This window comes from Microcoleus sp. B9-D4 (assembly GCF_036705105.1).
GTDB lineage: Bacteria > Cyanobacteriota > Cyanobacteriia > Cyanobacteriales > Microcoleaceae > Microcoleus.
In genome coordinates, this window is sequence record NZ_JAUBTS010000002.1 from 201,433 (window position 1) to 218,327 (window position 16,895).

Below are 16,895 nucleotides of genomic sequence, written 5' to 3' on the forward strand. Positions count from 1 at the left end.
AATGATTGAGAAATCAGCAAAAGTGGGTAAACTACATTTAGCAGAGCGCAATCTCAATCAGGAAAAGACACCTTTGAAGGTGAACGTTAGTGTAAACGTTAATGTGAACGTTTCAACCCAGAAACTTGGTAGGGATTATTCTATGAGTACAGTTATGGTTGTTGATGATAGCGTCACTCTGCGGGAGATGATCGCCGACTTGCTCAAAGGTAGAGGACTCAACGTCACGGTAGCGAGTGATGGCGTAGAAGCTCTAGAGCAAATCAAGGCTAACCGCCCAGATTTAGTGGTTCTGGATATCGTGATGCCCCGGATGAACGGCTACGAAGTCTGTCGCAGGCTCAAAAGCGACCCTAAAACCCAAAATTTGCCGGTGGTAATGTGCTCTAGCAAAAGCGAAGAGTTTGATCGCTATTGGGGAATGAAACAAGGAGCCGACGCTTACATCGCCAAGCCATTTCACCCTCAAGAATTGGTCGGCACTATTAAGCAATTGCTGCGAGGTTGAGGTAGAGGAATAGGGACAGGAAAAAAATTGTCTTGAGCGCTGATTATTTCTGCTCCCGCAGCCTCTCTAAACTACTCGATTGACAATAGTCCAAACATCCCCGTCCGATCGCACGTAGGGAACAGAAATACTCTTAAAACCAGTAATAAAAGGCTTGTAATAAACCTGCCAGTAGCTGGGACTAATTTGGTCGGCGATAGCTTTGAGTCCCTTCACTTCCGCCGCCAGTTCCGCCGCCAGTTCATTAATCCGTTCCGCGTGTCCCTGAGCTAGTAATCTTCCTTCTTCAACTTGCTCCTCCATCGGAGTGATTCTTTGCAACTTTACCGACTGCTGCTGTTTCTGACTCAGTTGAGCAGACAGAGCCGCGATCGCGTCATCTATACCCTTGACTTCTGCCGACACTTGTGCTGTTTCCCTCGCGTGACGACGATAAGCATCGGCGATCGCTTGGGGCGAATCACCTGCTGGGACAACATCGGCAATACTAAGCTGCTGGCGTTCCAGGCGCAATTCCTCAATTTGAGAGTAAATTGCCTCTATATCTGTCTGAAGTTTGTCCACCTAATTATTACCGCGTGGTTGTTTAATATTTTAGCATATTAACACAAACCAATCACCTAATCGGCATAGAAATTGCATATTTTAGGCGAGCTAGAAGCAAAGCCCCACAAGCAGAAGTTGAATAGTTTGAAAAATACAAATTTTTATATTTCTCAGTTGAGCGATTTCCGTCGATATCCAGTCGGGTTAATCAGGTCGTGTTCGGTAAAATCAGCATTATAGATTGGTAGTGAGGAAGGCAAGTGCCAGCGAGTTTTACGAGGATTAAAGTCGCCACTACAAACACAATTCCCATTTACCATTTACCATTTACCATTTACCATTTACCATTTATTAAGAGAAATTTTTAAGTGGTTCGCCCTTGCTGCCTCAACTTGACTATAGTCTCTACCAAGACATCGGGTTGCACAGGTTTAGACAGATGCCGATCGAAACCCGCAGCAAAAGCACGATCGCAGTCTTCATCCGTAGCATAAGCCGTCAGAGCGATCGCCCAAAATTTCCCTGTCTGCGTGTTCAAAGAACGCAGCCTTCGTAGGAGCGAATAGCCGTCTTCCTCCGGCATTCCGATATCGCTGACCACAACATCCGGCCCAAACTGCGAAGCCACCTCAAACGCCTCAGCAGCAGACGATGCAGCCCTGACAGCGGCCCCGGAATCCGCCAAGACAAACCTCATAAATTCCCGCGAATCAACCTCGTCATCAACCAGCAAAACCTTAACTCCCAGTAAATTACCAGCGCCAGCCAACACCTGCGCTTCCTCGCCGGCGATCGAATTTACCTGCATCGCAGGGAGACGGAAAGTAAAAGTCGATCCCATATCCAGTCCCGGACTGCTCGCCCAAACCGTGCCGCCGTGGAGTTCCACCAACTGCCGGACGATCGCCAGACCCAGCCCCAAACCGCTATAATTCCGAGTAATCGTAGCATCCGCTTGGCGGAAAGAGGTTAACTTTTGCAGGCGGCGCAAATACGACCGCTGGCGGGCAAACGCGCGCGAGCGGTCGTATTCTAACTGTTTGCGATCCGTAATGTCGATCGCCACGCCGAACAGCCGAAGGGGTTTACCCGATGCGTCAAAAACCACCCGCCCTTTGTCGTGAAGCCAAATCACTGAGCCGTCGGGGATCAGTTTGCGGTATTCCGACTCGTAAACTCCCGTGCCACTGAGTGCTGCATCCACATCTGCCAAAAACCTTTCACGGTCTTCTGGATGCACCGCATTCTTTTTTTGCTCAAAAGTACCAAAGGTGCTGTCTGGACCCAAACCCATTTGTGTTTCGGCATTGGACGAACGGCGGACTTCCCCCGATGCCACATCCCAGGTAAAAGCGATCACGTTAGCTGCTTCTAGGGCAAAGCGCAAGTTTTCCTCGCTTTCTTGCACCCGGGCTTCCGATAATTTGCGATCGGTAATATCCCAAACCACGCCGCTCGATCGCACCGATTTACCTGTCTAGGACTTACGCATTGACAAAAAACATTATCTATGTATTCTCGATCATGCCATCACTGCTAAGGTTCGCCAAAATATGCTCACGGACAACTAAAGTGAATAGATTCCTTTGGACTTCATACCAATTGCTAATTATCTTTTGAGAGCGCATCAACTCCAATTTAATAAATGCGTGAAGTGAGCAAAATATGTGAGTCTTGATCGCGAAGGTGTCTCTGACCATGAACCGACAAATTCCACAGACTTGTTTTATAGCTCTATGAAAGGTTTCAATGCCCCAATGAATATCGTGAATTGTAATAAATTCACTTCGGGTTGTCTCTTTGACATTTTCGGGCTCTGGCAGATATAAAATATAATGTCTAGAGTCTTCTTTTTTAAAGTCGCACCTTTACAAATTTATAAACCAAAATTCTTTCAAATGAGTCACTAATCCTTCATCAGGAATCTCTAAAGTCCTTACCTGGCAATACTTTTGCGGCTCATTTGAGACAATTATGTTTTTTTCAATTCCGAATAGAAAACCCAGCTTCTGGTTTCTTAAAAACTTTAAGTTTTCTACTCCTGAATACCAACTATCTCCCGTTACTATTCTTGGTTTCACTCCCCATTCTCTGATTCCTATCACCATTTCTCTAAAATAATCGTTTTTGGTTTTACCCTCTCTTTTATCATAAATTCTGTAATTAATTTGCACTGAGTTACCGTAATTATCACTATAATATAGCGTGATTAAATTCAATTCAATGATCGGTGTATGGTATTTACCTGACCAAAAATAGCTAATTAATTCCGTATGTTTGGGTTCACTGTACAGTTTTTCTATAGTATCGTCAACACTCAATGTTCCCCCTTCTAAGTTGATAAATTTCTCGATGATCTCGAATAAATCTTTCGGTTCATATCTCTCTCTCAACAAAAAGCGATTGACGCCCTGAATGGGAAACGTCTCCTAATATCTCTGCTAACCTACTGCACCCCCCAAACTTTGGCTCTGAGAGTAAAAATAAGGTGTAAATGTCCTTATTGCATTGCGCTGTCGAGGTTTTAGTTATTTTTCTGATTGTCCGATACCCGTTAGTAGACGTTCCCTCTTTATCAATGCACTATTTGGTTATTTTGTCAATGCGTAAGTCCTATCATATATTCGCCTTCAGAAATGCGCGCGTTTAATTGGTGCAGCCGATCGATATCTGCTTGCACTAGCGATTTGCGGTTGTGGTAAGCTTTTTCTGTCCAATCTTCAATTGTGGGAATTTCTGAGTGTTGGTAGCCTGAGAATTCTGTCCAAGCGGAGTTAACTTGCAAAACTTCTCCGTTTTCAGCGTGCAGCATAATGGGCAGCGGTGCCTCGATAATGGCGCGGCGGAAACTTTCTTCGGTTAATTGTAGGGAGTGGCGATCGTGTTCTAGCTGTTCTAAGAGTTGATTTTGCTTGATTTCGGCATTGTCGCGCAAAGTTCGATCGCGCTTCACCAAATAGTAAACCACCACCATGAACAGGAAATTTACTAAAGTGGCAACGGTAAAAGTCAGGATTGTCAAATTAGCGCTTTTTTTAGATTCTCGGGCGCCCTGCTGCAATAGCTGAGTTTCTTCCGCAGTCATGGCGGCTATCTGCTGCCGAATGGCGCCCATGATTTGCTTTCCCCTACCGGATTTTACTTCCCGCAGGGCTGCTTCTAAGTTTTTTTTTCGTCGCAGATTGATGGTTCCTTCAAGTTCGGCTAATTTAGAGTCGATCGCAATTTTCAAGTTGCGAATGCGCTGTTGCTGCCGCTTATTTTCAGCCGTTAGCTGCTGCAATCCGACTACTTGCTCGTTGATGCGGGCGATCGCGCTGTGATAGGGTTCTAAATACCGTTCTTCTCCCGTCACCAAATAACCGCGCTGTCCGGTTTCAGCATCTTTTAAGGTGGAAAGCGTAGCTTCTAGTTCGGTTAAAACTCGGTGAGTGTGGCCCACCCAGCGTTCGTTTTCGACTAACTTGAGAGTATTGCGATAGGAAGTAGTCGCATTGAAAATCAGCAGCGCCACGGCCATTCCGATACCTGCGGTGATTTGGCGAGTCAGGGATTGTTTCATGAAATGATGGCACGCGAGTCCTGCTTTTTTTTATTTGAGCTGGATTAAGACTACTCGAGTTTTTGGCGCGGTCAGAGACGGCGACTAAAGCCTATAAATTTAAGGTTCAAATGTGCGATCAATCTTGTTTCTAGTTTAGTCTCCATCTTCCTCGCATCCCCCTTAAGTCTGAGATGGCCTAAATCGCTCTCTTGCGTCTCGTGATTCAGGCAGACACCAGACAATCTAGGATAGCCTGAAAAGCTTAATTCGCCTTTTTTTGCATAGATTTTTGTATCGTTCCTGTTCCTTGGGCAGTTTCAAATTGCGGCGCAAAGAAAAGAGTTTTTACCTATTGACTCCTGTTGATTTTTGGGGTATATTTTAGATAATGGGAGTGGTGACATAAATTTTAATTTTGTCACTATTCCGATTATTAAATAATACCTTGTCAATCTAGCAAAGTCAAGCTTTTTACCCCAAAAAAAAAGGCGAATTTTTAATATTTTATTTAAAAAATAATCTGTGGGAGGCAGGGAGAAATTCACAGAGGTGATGACGCGGGTGAAGAGTATGAGAAATCAGAAATGCGAGCGATCGGGTAATTGGGGAGAATTAAGGGGTTGAAATTAGTTTAACATCGGAATTATATCTTTTTGCGAGTGCGATCGCCTCGATTGCACTCGCAAAGAAACACTCGCCCTGCACTGAGAAAAATAGGATTCCGAGTGCAGTGCCGAAACAATATAATTACACAATCGCAGCCGCTGCTTTCATCGCGAAAATGCGATCGATCGCATCTTCAACAACCTTATCAGGCGTAGAAGCACCCGAAGTCACGCCGACTACAATTTTACCATCCGGTAGCCAACCTTCAGTTACGACCAAATCTCCCCCCAAAGGCTTGTGTTCGATCCGATTTCCCGGTAAAATGCGCTCCGCACAATCAATGTGATAAGAAGGAACAGTTTTGTCGATCGCAATTTCCTGCAAATGGGTAGTATTAGAAGAATTAAAACCCCCAATCACCAGCATCAAATCCAACTTTTCCTCAACCAAACTCAACATAGCATCTTGCCGTTCCTGAGTCGCATCGCAGATAGTATTAAAACTCAAAAAATGCTCGCTCAAATTCTCCGGTCCGAACTTCCGCATCATCGTTTTTTCAAACAACTTGCCAATATTCTCTGTCTCAGTTTTGAGCATAGTAGTTTGGTTGGCAATCCCCACCATTTCTAAATCCCGGTCCGGGTCAAAGCCAGCAGAACAAGCCTTACTAAACTTAGCAAGAAACTCATCGCGATCGCCGCCATGCAAGATATAATTGCTGACATATTCAGCTTCTTGCCAATTCAGCACAATCAAATACTTATCAGCAAAAGAACTCGTAGCAACAGTTTCCTCATGCTTGTACTGACCGTGAATAATCGAAGTGTAATCCTTTTTTTTGTGCTTTTCAACAGTATTCCAAACCTTAGAAACCCAAGGACAAGTAGTATCAACAATCTTACAGCCCTTATCATTAAGCAACTGCATTTCTTGAACACTCGCTCCAAAAGCAGGTAAAATTACCACATCGCCACTATCGACAACAGAAAAATCTTTCTGCCCTTTTTCAACAGCAATAAAACCAACTTCCATATCCCGCAAATGCTGATTGACAGACGGATTATGAATAATCTCATTAGTAATCCAAATCCGTTCCGTGGGGAAATGCTGGCGAGTCTCGTAAGCAATAGCTACAGCGCGTTCCACCCCCCAGCAAAAGCCAAAAGCCTGAGCGAGTCGGATCGTGACTGCGCCGCGTTCCAGTCTGTAATTATTGTCGCGAATTTGCTGGATCAGACTGCTTTGATAAGCCGTCTGCATCACACCCGCTACCTCAGCTTCGTGTCCGAAACCCTTGCGGTGGTAGTTTTCAGACTGTTGGAGCGATCGTTTAAAAGCTTTAGTATCCATGCGGTATCGAGTTGAAATCTAGGTTAATTACCTTTGATTTTAGAATGCCGGGGGTGCGATCGGGCTTATTAGCTCAGTAGCGAAGAGGGGATATGCTATTTATACGATCGACACATTGAATTGAGAGCCAAGAAAGAATGAACGCGCCTTCGCGGTTCGTTAAAAAAAAACTCAAAAAAAAGCGTAGAGACCCAGATACCTGAGTCTCTACACGATCGAACTCCCACAGAAAATCAGCTTCAAACCTTCTTCGGCGCAAAAGGAGAACCCGATTCAAACGAACTAAAACCGCCGGCAAAATCCTCACCGTAAGCTTCTTCCCCATGCTCGCCGATATCCAAACCTTGGTCTTCAGCAGATGAGGGTACTCGCAGTTCCATAAACTGTTCCAAAATTTTCAGGATCACAAAAGTGCCCACAGCCGCAAACACGTAAGTAACTAGAATGCCTATAAACTGGATCACGATTAGCCCCGGATTCCCCGCAAACAGCCCGTCATTTCCGGCAGCGTTAACCGCTTTAGTCGCAAACACGCCAGTCAGAAGCGCGCCTATAGTTCCGCCGACGCCGTGAATCGGGAAGGTATCCAAAGAGTCGTCAAATCCCAGCTTAGCCCGGAAACTAACGGCAAAGAAGCAGCAAACGGAAGTGATCGATCCGATCAAAAGCGCTCCCACTGGAAGCACGAATCCAGCCGCAGGTGTGATTCCCACCAATCCCGCGAGGAAACCGCTAGCAATTCCCACTGCTGTCGGTTTGCCTCTGAGAACCCATTCCACAATTGTCCAAGTTAAACCCCCGGCGGCTGCAGAAATCATCGTGGTGACAAAAGCCACTGTTGCTAAAGAACCAGCTCCCAAAGCGCTACCGCCGTTGAAGCCACACCAGCCGAACCACAGTATCCCAATCCCCAGCAAGACGTAGGGTACGTTGTGGGGGGTGTGGGGCTTGTTCAAGTGGTCTTTGCGGGGCCCGATCATCCAAGCTGCGACAACCGCAGAAACACCGGAACTAATGTGTACGACTGTGCCGCCGGCAAAGTCCAGAGAGCCGATCGCCTGCAGCCAGCCTCTACCCCAAACCCAGTGGGCTAAAGGAGAGTAGATGAAGGTAGACCACAGCAGTACGAACCAGAAATAGGTTTTAAATGTTACCCGTTCGACAATCGCCCCGGAAATCAAGGCTGGAGTGATGATGGCGAACATCATCTGGTAAACCATGAAAACTTGGTGGGGTATGGTCGGTGCGTAGCCGATCGGATCTGGTGTGTCCGCCGTGACCTTGTTCAAGAACATCCAGTCGAAACCGCCGATGAAGCTTTCGATCCCTTGACCAAACCCTTTAGCATCGAGGTTGCTGGCGGTGACATCAAAGGCTAAACTGTAGCCCCACAACGTCCAGGTGACGCCGATCACTCCCATCATGACTAAGCTCATCATCATGGTGTTGAGGACGTTGCGCGATCGCACCAGCCCCCCGTAGAAAAACGCCAGCCCCGGTGTCATCAGCAATACCAGTGCTGATGACACCAACATCCAGGCGGTATCGCCGCTGTCGATCGGATTCGCCACCACTGCAGGAGCAGTACCAGCAGCATCTTGAGCTAAGGCATTGTCCGTTAGCGGCCCGCTTAACAGCCACAGCGCCATGATGCCGATCGTTAAACTTTTTTTGATCACGTTAGTTGTACCTTTTCATACTCAGCAATTTTCAGGGAAGACCGAGCCGATTTTAGATGTGAGGATTTTAGATGCAATAGTTATTTGGTTTTAAGTCCCTGTTTTAGCGGAACAAATCTTCAATAGATAATTTCCCAATCCTCAACCCCCCGACTTCGTATAGCCGGACTCATCTAAATTCGTCCACTATCAATCTAATGGTCTATGCCTTTTGGATTGCACCATTTGTAGCAACAGTTATTCTGTATCACCCTATACTAAATAGCTAACTATCATATTTCTTAATCTATCAGTCGATACTTGACATAGCCAGTGATAGCAGAGTAATCGGAGAGGGGGAGAGTTGGGGAGAATATGACTTCATCCTTTATTTTTCTAACTAAGGACTAAGGAGTAAGGACTAATGACTAAGGACTAAGGACTAAGGACTAAGGACTAAGGACTAAGGACTAAGGACTAAGGACTAAGGACTAAGGACTAAGGACTAATGACTAAGGACTAAGGACTAAGGACTAAGGACTAATGACTAATGACTAAGGACTAATGACTAATTTTTCAACTGCATCTGATCGAACAGTTGCAGGGCCGATCGCCAAACCAGATAACCTTGATCGTTAAGGTGCAAGCCATCTGTGCTGAGTTCAGTTGGCAAATTGCCGTCAGCATCCGCAAACAGCGGGTATAAATCCAGATACAAAACATTTTCCGAACTAGCAATTTCTTTCAGCCGTCGATTTATTGCCCTAATCCGACTGTTAGGAATCGCCAACAGCCGATCGCGATTTTCCCAAGTAGCTTGTTCCCCGCTGTGGGGCAAAATCGACTGCACAACAACTTGTGCTTTGGGGTGTGCCCACCGCAAATCGCGAATAATCTGTCGCTGGTTGTCCAAAATCCCTTCGTCGGTGCTTCCCCGCAACAAATCGTTAATCCCAATCATCACAAACACCGTATCCGGGGCAGTTCTATCGAACAACTGTAACCGCTTCAGCAAACCCACGGAAGTCTCCCCCGAAATCCCTTGATTCAGCCAAATTCGATCGACGGGTAACAGCTTGGTCGGGAACCACATACTGAGAGAATCCCCAGCCAAAACACTCAGTCTTGATGGTCGATTCGCCGCTGCCGCCTCAGCTTCGCGACCCAACTGCGTCACCCACTGCTGGTAAGTCCATTTATGTCGCGGCCCGGGAACGGGCACGTCTAGCACTGCCTTTGCAGAGATCGCCGGTTGGCCAATTTGTTCCTGGGCCGCTTCTGCCGTCACTGCAGCACTTGCCGGGAAGCTTTCTGTCAAGTTGTTTCCCCGCAGCAGTAGTTGAGCTACTGTAAGTATCAGTACCCCGTTCGTCACCAAAGATAGCAAAGCCCAAACCGGAACAGTTTTCGATCGGCTAACTTCCATCCCTAAGAGGGATTTATGAGTTCTACTTCTGCTACCTCCTCCAAACTTCTCCATAAACTCAAGCTATTTGCAGGCGTCACACCGAATAATTTGCACTCATTGCTGCATCAAATTTAACCGCTCAATTAAAGCCTCAATTCTTGTAATAATCAAGCACTGTGCTGTGTTGGGCGCGACGGCGATGCAGAACTTTGCTTTTTCGCACTACTTTACCATAAAAAATCTGCCTACCAAACTTTCTTGCACATAAATCGGATTTGTCCAACCCGCATCCCCGGACAAAAATATATCTAAAACTTACCGAAATTACCCATTTCTGATGCTAAAATCCAAAAATGAAAAAATTAACTATAACTGAAGCAGCCAAACTTAAAGGTGTGAGCGCTTCCACCTTGCGTCGGTGGGAAGCCGAAGGCAAGCTAATACCCGAACGCACCGCTAATGGTCACAGGCGCTATGACGTAGCTCATCTTCTCGGCTTAAAACCCAACGGCGCTTTAACCATTGCTTACGCTCGGGTTAGCAGTCACAACCAAAAAGATGATTTAGACAGACAAAAACAAGTTTTGGAATTGTTTTGTGCATCTCAGGGGTGGCAATTCCAAATCATTGAGGATGTAGGTTCTGGGGTTAATTACAGTAAGCGGGGTTTACAACATCTAATTCGGGCGATCGCAGACAATCAAGTAGAAAGGTTGGTATTAACTCACAAAGACAGACTGCTGAGATTTGGTTCTGAACTAATTTTTAATTTGTGCGAACACTTTGGGACAGAGGTAGTGATTATAAATCAAACCGAAAATACTAGCTGTGACGAGGATTTAGCTAAAGATATACTAGAAATAATCACTGTTGTCTCCGCCCGCCTTGATGGCAGTAGGAATCCCAAGAACAAGCGCGTCGTTGAAGAACTTAAAGCAATTGCCGGTAAACTCTAATCAATACACCAGTTTGCAAAGTTCGTTAGTTACAGATTCTCAATTACCAATTACCAATTAGCGGCGCACATCTCATGCAATCGCCAACTACTATATTTAAGGCGTTGCATAATAGCGGGATGATTTTGATTTTTTTGTCGGATGGACTCTCGTAGCCCCAAGGCGTGTATTTTCACAGCAGGCGGGACACCCCACCATAATCATCCTCAAATTGTGCAACGCCATATGTCAGCCATTAAAGGTCAATCGATTTTAGATTGTAGATTTTAGATTGTAGATTTTAGATTAAATAATTGAAGCATTGACCCCACGGATAAATTCGGGGGATCCTTTATCGGATACAGGTTTTTTATTTCTGGGTCCTGAGTCTGCTTTCGGAATGAATCACGTGGCGGGTATCCTGGATGCTTGATTGTCAACTAAAAATAAAATTATGCCCGCGTTCGCATCGAAGATTGAAACGCGAGCACAACGATAGACAGGCATAAGTTAGCGGCTATTTCAGATTGTGGTTTTTCTGAATAAAGGCGTGAATTAGCTGATAAATAGCTAATCTAGGACACGAAAGCTGAATTGATTGATCGAGCGCACGCTCTACAGTTTGGTAGTCTTGCCTCCAGAACCCCCACCATAAACGCCGTAGCCGCTCTCACTTCTGTTGTCCAAGCTCGTTTCCTTCACAAACCCGGTGTAAGCTTCCATCCCGTGTTCGCCGATATCCAAACCTTCAGCCTCCTCTAAAGCAGAAACGCGGATACCCAGCAAAGCTTTGAGTGCCATCCAAAAAATCGTAGTCAGCAGCACGGTCATCCCCCCTACAGAGATAATGCCGACCAACTGCGCCCATAGTTGACCGAAACCTCCGCCCACAAGCAATCCGGCTGCAGGGCCTGCGGTATAAAGTCCCGTTCCAGGCCCGTCAGCAAACAAGCCAACTGCCAGAGTTCCCCAGATGCCGCAGACTAAGTGAACTGAAGTTGCGCCTACAGGGTCGTCAATTTTCAAGTTGTCGAAGAAAGTTACGGCGAAAACTACCAGGATACCGGCGATCGTGCCGATTATGGCAGAGTTGGGCAGGTTGATCCAAGCGCAGCTCGCTGTTACGCCGACTAAGCCGGCAAGGATACCGTTGATAATCATCGAAAGGTCGGGTTTGCCCAGGTACAGCCAAGCAGTAATGGTTGCAGCAGCTCCCCCGAAGGCACCGGCGGTGTTGGTGGTGAGGGCAATGTGGGCGATCGCATTTGGATCGAGTGCCATTGTCGAACCGGGATTAAACCCGAACCAACCCAACCACAGAATCAAACAGCCCAGGGTGGCAATGCTCATATTGTGTCCCGGCATCGCCACAGTATCGCCGTCGCGGTACTTGCCGATCCGCGGCCCCAAAAATGCCGCTCCCATCAAAGCAGCCCAACCGCCTACCGAGTGAATCACTGTCGAACCGGCAAAATCGTAGAAGCCTGCGTCTGCCAGCCAGCCGCCGCCCCAAATCCAGTGTCCGGTAATCGGGTAAGCAATGCCTACTAGCAGCAAGCTGAAAATTAAGAATTCAAGGAATTTAATTCTCTCTGCAACGGCTCCAGAAACGATCGTCGCAGCAGTTCCCGCAAAAACTAATTGGAAAAAGAATTTAGCGTTGAGGGGGACTCCCGTCCAGTTTAATGAGTTGAAAATGCCTTGATAAGCGTCTCCTGTGGCGGGGCTGTTGTCGGCTACATTCCACAGAAAAAATCCGCCGCTGCTGCCGATAAAACCATTGCCGTCGCTGAACATTAAGGCAAAGCCGATCGCCCAATATGCGATCGTAGAAAGCGCAAAAACAATCAAATTTTTGGACAGCACGTTGACTGCATTTTTTTGGCGACAAAAACCGGTTTCCAACATACAGAAACCCGCGTTCATAAAGAACACTAGCATCGCCGCCACCATGACCCACATCGTATCCAGCCCCACCTTAAGGCTTGCTAATTGTTCCTCGGTGGTTGGCGTGGCAGGGGTTTGGGCTACCGCCGCATATCCCCACACCAAGACGATGATTGCTGCTAAAGGTATGCAGGCTTGCCAACTTGGAGTGAGGCTGGCGATCGCCCTTGGTAACTTCTTCAACCTGTTGACTTTGGTAAAAAAGTTCGCGGATGGCAATTTTAAAGACTCCCGCCTGACGGGTTTTGACTTTTTCTTTCCGACAGTCATTTTAATCACTTTTACCCTCTTTACGGCTACTAAGCTCAGCAATATTCGGAAAACTTTCCAATCTTACTACAAAAGTTTATTGGATTATTTGTTGAGATTGAGATAGTTATGATAGCCTAGCTCTTCTAGTTGATTTTGTTTTTTCAGTACAGATTCGGACAAAGTTTTGCGGTAATGCAAAACTCGCTCTAGCAATTCTGGCTGATGAGCTGCCAGTATCTGAACTGCCAGCAAGCCAGCATTCTTAGCGTTGCCGATCCCCACTGTTGCTACGGGTATCCCGGCTGGCATTTGCACGATCGAGTACAGCGAATCTACCCCTTGCAGGTGGCGGCTTGGTACAGGCACGCCAATTACGGGCAAGGGCGTTAAAGATGCTACCATACCGGGGAGGTGCGCCGCTCCCCCGGCACCTGCGATAATGACTTTCAAGCCTCGTTGGTGAGCGGTTTGGGCGTATTCCACCATGCGCGAGGGGGTGCGGTGCGCCGAGACGATCGCCACGGAGCAAGCAACGTTGAATTCTTCGCAAACTGCGATCGCATCTTTCATGGTTGGCAAATCCGAATCGCTACCCATGATAATTCCCACTGTCGCTTGATTCATAAAATTTTCAGATTTGAGATTTCAGATAAATGCTAATTTTAAATGATTGCGTTAACTCAAATGTAGATATTTTGTACCAAAACTGACCCTTAAAAGCAATTTTGCCACAAGCCCCCGTCTGAGCCGCCCTGGAGCCAGCAAAAAGCAAAAAGATCCCTCTCCTCATCGCCAGCAACCGGATTTATCCGTAGCGAATATTAAATCTAAAATCTAAAATCTAAAATCTAAAATCGGATGACTGAAGCCACAACCCCAACTGCCGCCCGCACAGATATTCTGAATGTTCGCCTCCCCGGTTGCAAGGATTTGCAGATGCTTGCTGTTGACGAAACGGGCATCATTCAAGAAGTTTGGCCAATGGACGCCGTATTTAAACGGATTTGTCCTCCCGATCTGCAAGTGCTTGATGTAGGAGGCGATTGGCTTTCTCTAGGCGGTGTTGACTTGCAGATTAACGGGGCGCTCGGTTTTGCTTTTCCCGATTTAGAAAACGAGCATATTGAAATTTTGCCGAAAATTTGTCAATTTTTGTGGAATCAGGGAGTGGATGCTTTTTTGCCGACTTTGGTGACAACTTCGGTGGATAAGTTTAGGCGATCGCTCTCGACTATAGCTGATTATATCCGCACTGTACAAACTACTGTTGCCACAACCAATAAAGCCAAAACAGCGGAAATTATCGGCGTTCACCTCGAAGGCCCTTTTCTCAACCCCCAGAAGCGAGGAGCTCACCCAGTTGAGTTTTTATTACCCCTAACTATAGAAAATGTCAAGCAAGTTTTAGGAGATTGTGCCGATATTGTCAAAATAATTACTTTAGCGCCGGAGTTAGACAGCACTGGCGAAGTCATTTCCTATTTGCAAAGTTTGGGAATTTCCGTCAGTCTCGGACACTCCCAAGCGACGGCAGAGCAAGCCCAACAAGCATTTGATCGGGGAGCTTCAATGGTAACTCACGCTTTTAATGCGATGCCGAGTTTGCACCACAGAGAACCGGGTTTGTTGGGAGCGGCGATTGTTTATCCGGGCGTAAAATGCGGTTTAATTGCTGACGGGAAGCACGTTTCTCCGACAATGATGGATTTTTTTCTACGCGCTGGTAGGTATCAAAAAGGCGTTTTTTTAGTAAGCGATGCTTTGGCTCCTTTGGGTTTGCCTGACGGGGTTTATCCTTGGGATTCCCGACAAATTGAAGTCAGAAAAGGTACAGCTTGGGTAAGATTAGATTACCACTCGCCCCTGGAATCTGCTACTTTGGCAGGTACAACTCTGCCGCTGTTGGCGGGAGTTCAGAATTTGGTGGAGTGGGGGATTTGCGAGGCCGAAAGTGCGATCGCCCTGGCAACTGAATCTCCGAGAAGGGCGATCGGACTTTCGGGAATTATCGGCAATTCGGCAACTCAATTATTGCGCTGGCATTTAAATGAACCGACAAAAGAATTGGCTTGGCATCGGTTGTTTTAAGTGGTTCCATTTAGTTTCCATGCCATTAGTTTCTCGCGCAGTAGAGTTCGTAGTGAGGAGGAAGATTCCTTATGCTAAGCGCTGCTAACAGCAATTCGGTGTTCTCGGCAAGTTCGATCGTAAATATTATTTAATTCCACAGCCAAGCAAATCTCGCCCCGCAGCCACAGCGGTAAAACAGGGAGCTCGCAGCCCACAGCCAGTTTTTCCTGCCAAATATCGAGGCATTGGTTGCCGGATCGCTCGATCGCTCGATAAGCTGTAGCATAGAGTTCAGCGTCGAAGGGCGAAGCGCTTCCTCCCGCCAGACGGGCTAACAATTCATTATGAAGATTTGCCTTCCTTCCCGTCACAACATCAACTATTACCAACCCAATTCCCTGGCGCAAATACGTCTCGCACTTAGAAACAAAAGCACCGCGATGAGTAGAACGATCTTTGTTGGCAGGACTTACTAATTCAATTGCACCGGCTAATACCGGGCCGGCTTCAGTGTTAAAAATACTGACTTGCACGGTTTCCGCCGCAGTTAGAAAAGGCACGCTTTGGGCTGGGGGTGACATCCAATTGTTTGGGAAATCTCTTGGCAAACGAATTACCGTCTCTGGACAATCAAACTCCGGTAGAGGTTCCTTAAAAGCTGCTACATCAATTTCAATTCCAAACTGCACGTTGGGCTCGGCAAAGTAATTTGCGGGTAATTTGGCATTCAAATCCGATGCAATGTAAGTCGCCCAGGCGTTGTGAAAGGCGTGCCAGTGACGGCGAACCGACAGCGGCGGGCGGAAATGATCTTGTAGCACCATATTTTTTAAAGTTAGGGCTGATTAAAATTATCGATCAAATGTGCGATCGGCTGAACTCGGTTTTTATGGAATTAGTTTGTCAATTCGGGATTGTTCGAGTTGCGATCGCCCGTATAAGTAAATCTAACTCAATTTAATTGGGTGGGGAGTGTCAATCGATTTTAGATTTTAGATTTTAGATTTTAGATTTAAAATTGAAGAACTTAGCCCACTGATAAATCCGGGGGCCCCGGACTAAATTACTTTCGGTCAACAATAACTGTCACTGCAGCTTTATAATATTTAACCGTTGGCAATAACTCAGCAGCAGGCAGATCGATGAATTTGGTAGACGACAAGACTATAGTTAGACAGTATTTTAACTCGACGGGATTCGATCGCTGGCAGCGAATTTACGGCGAGGGCAAAGTCAATAAAGTGCAGCTAGACATCCGTACCGGGCACCAGCAAACAGTGGATACAGTGCTCGGCTGGCTAGAAGCTGACGGCAATTTACCGGGGCTTTCTGTCTGCGATGCGGGCTGCGGTGTGGGATCTCTGAGTATTCCTCTGGCTGAGGCTGGGGCGATTGTTTGCGCTAGCGATATCTCTGAAAAGATGGTAGCAGAAGCCTACGCTCGATCGACAGCCGTTCCCGGCAAGCTCTATAACATCTCCTTCGCCGCCCAAGATTTGGAAGCTTTAACGGGCAAATTTCACACTGTGATTTGTTTGGACGTGCTGATCCACTATCCTCAAGATAAGGCTGCGGAAATGATTGCTCACCTAAGTTCGATCGCCCAATCGCGACTAATTCTCAGTTTTGCCCCCAAAACCTTAGCACTTACCGCGCTCAAGAAAGTTGGCGAACTTTTCCCCGGCCCGAGCAAAACTACCCGGGCTTACCAGCACCGCGAAGCTGATATTATCAAAATCCTAGAAAACAATGGTTTTGTGATTAACAGAACAGCGATGACTAGCACTAGCTTTTACTATTCTCGCTTGCTGGAAGCTGTGCGGAAATAGGTTAAAAATCTCTGCAAATTCTGAGGTCAGTTTAGATCGTTTATTGGCGTAGTGGGGCGGGTTTATACAATTTGTTGGTGGGGTGGGGGCGGGTTTATATAATGTGTTGATGGGTGTCAAAAATTTTGGCGAACCAGCCCCTACATGGTAAAATTGGGGACAAATTTGTAGGGGCGGGTTCACCGCTCGATTTTGCCACCCACCAATAATTGCGATAAACCCGCCCCCACCCAACCATTTAA

General features: G+C 46.7%; 13 protein-coding genes and 1 pseudogene. 4 read left to right on the forward strand and 10 right to left on the reverse strand.

Translation table 11 applies throughout. The annotated features are described in order from the left end of the window. Window positions 1-142 precede the first annotated feature (142 nt). Window positions 143-508, forward strand: coding sequence for a response regulator transcription factor (locus tag QUB24_RS02260; RefSeq protein ID WP_039886668.1), 366 nt, complete (start codon window positions 143-145; stop codon window positions 506-508). 66 nt (window positions 509-574) lie between these two features. On the opposite strand, the gene QUB24_RS02265 is transcribed toward QUB24_RS02260, so the two are convergent. The 7 genes and pseudogenes from QUB24_RS02265 to QUB24_RS02295 all read right to left on the reverse strand — a co-directional run bounded on the left by QUB24_RS02265 (window position 575) and on the right by QUB24_RS02295 (window position 9,692). Beyond that, window positions 575-1,072, reverse strand: coding sequence for a hypothetical protein (locus QUB24_RS02265; protein ID WP_333150221.1), 498 nt, complete (start codon window positions 1,070-1,072; stop codon window positions 575-577). Window positions 1,073-1,418: 346 nt separating this feature from the next. Next, window positions 1,419-2,519, reverse strand: a complete 1,101-nt coding sequence (locus QUB24_RS02270; protein ID WP_333150223.1) for a response regulator — start codon at window positions 2,517-2,519, stop codon at window positions 1,419-1,421. A 43-nt stretch (window positions 2,520-2,562) separates the two neighbouring features. Beyond that, window positions 2,563-3,595 (reverse strand): annotated as a pseudogene (locus tag QUB24_RS02275) (IS701 family transposase). Between the two features lie 58 nt (window positions 3,596-3,653). Then, window positions 3,654-4,616 carry a CHASE3 domain-containing protein gene (locus QUB24_RS02280; protein WP_333150224.1) on the reverse strand — a complete coding sequence of 321 codons (963 nt, stop codon included), beginning with the start codon at window positions 4,614-4,616 and terminating at the stop codon, window positions 3,654-3,656. Window positions 4,617-5,345: 729 nt separating this feature from the next. After that, window positions 5,346-6,554, reverse strand: a complete 1,209-nt coding sequence (locus tag QUB24_RS02285) for a 4-hydroxy-3-methylbut-2-enyl diphosphate reductase (protein ID WP_333150226.1) — start codon at window positions 6,552-6,554, stop codon at window positions 5,346-5,348. Window positions 6,555-6,793: 239 nt separating this feature from the next. Beyond that, window positions 6,794-8,233: an ammonium transporter gene (locus tag QUB24_RS02290; protein WP_333150228.1), complete on the reverse strand. Its 1,440-nt coding sequence runs from the start codon at window positions 8,231-8,233 to the stop codon at window positions 6,794-6,796. Window positions 8,234-8,780: 547 nt separating this feature from the next. Continuing rightward, window positions 8,781-9,692: an SGNH/GDSL hydrolase family protein gene (locus tag QUB24_RS02295; protein WP_333150230.1), complete on the reverse strand. Its 912-nt coding sequence runs from the start codon at window positions 9,690-9,692 to the stop codon at window positions 8,781-8,783. 281 nt (window positions 9,693-9,973) lie between these two features. On the opposite strand from QUB24_RS02295, the gene QUB24_RS02300 reads away from it, so the two are divergent. After that, window positions 9,974-10,576, forward strand: coding sequence for an IS607 family transposase (locus tag QUB24_RS02300; RefSeq protein ID WP_333150232.1), 603 nt, complete (start codon window positions 9,974-9,976; stop codon window positions 10,574-10,576). A 594-nt stretch (window positions 10,577-11,170) separates the two neighbouring features. Here QUB24_RS02300 and QUB24_RS02305 read toward each other — a convergent pair. Then, window positions 11,171-12,772 carry an ammonium transporter gene (locus QUB24_RS02305; RefSeq protein ID WP_333150280.1) on the reverse strand — a complete coding sequence of 534 codons (1,602 nt, stop codon included), beginning with the start codon at window positions 12,770-12,772 and terminating at the stop codon, window positions 11,171-11,173. 84 nt (window positions 12,773-12,856) lie between these two features. Next, window positions 12,857-13,378, reverse strand: a complete 522-nt coding sequence (gene purE / locus QUB24_RS02310; protein WP_333150234.1) for a 5-(carboxyamino)imidazole ribonucleotide mutase — start codon at window positions 13,376-13,378, stop codon at window positions 12,857-12,859. 234 nt (window positions 13,379-13,612) lie between these two features. On the opposite strand from purE, the gene nagA reads away from it, so the two are divergent. Then, window positions 13,613-14,842, forward strand: a complete 1,230-nt coding sequence (gene nagA, locus QUB24_RS02315) for an N-acetylglucosamine-6-phosphate deacetylase (RefSeq protein WP_333150236.1) — start codon at window positions 13,613-13,615, stop codon at window positions 14,840-14,842. A gap of 74 nt (window positions 14,843-14,916) precedes the next feature. Here the strand turns inward: nagA and QUB24_RS02320 are convergent, their stop codons facing one another. Continuing rightward, the gene (locus QUB24_RS02320) at window positions 14,917-15,648 is read right to left on the reverse strand and encodes a DUF4058 family protein (protein WP_333150238.1); all 732 of its coding nucleotides are present in this window, start codon (window positions 15,646-15,648) and stop codon (window positions 14,917-14,919) included. 318 nt (window positions 15,649-15,966) lie between these two features. On the opposite strand from QUB24_RS02320, the gene bchM reads away from it, so the two are divergent. After that, the gene (bchM, locus tag QUB24_RS02325; protein ID WP_333150240.1) at window positions 15,967-16,653 is read left to right on the forward strand and encodes a magnesium protoporphyrin IX methyltransferase; all 687 of its coding nucleotides are present in this window, start codon (window positions 15,967-15,969) and stop codon (window positions 16,651-16,653) included. The last annotated feature ends 242 nt before the right edge of the window (window positions 16,654-16,895 follow it).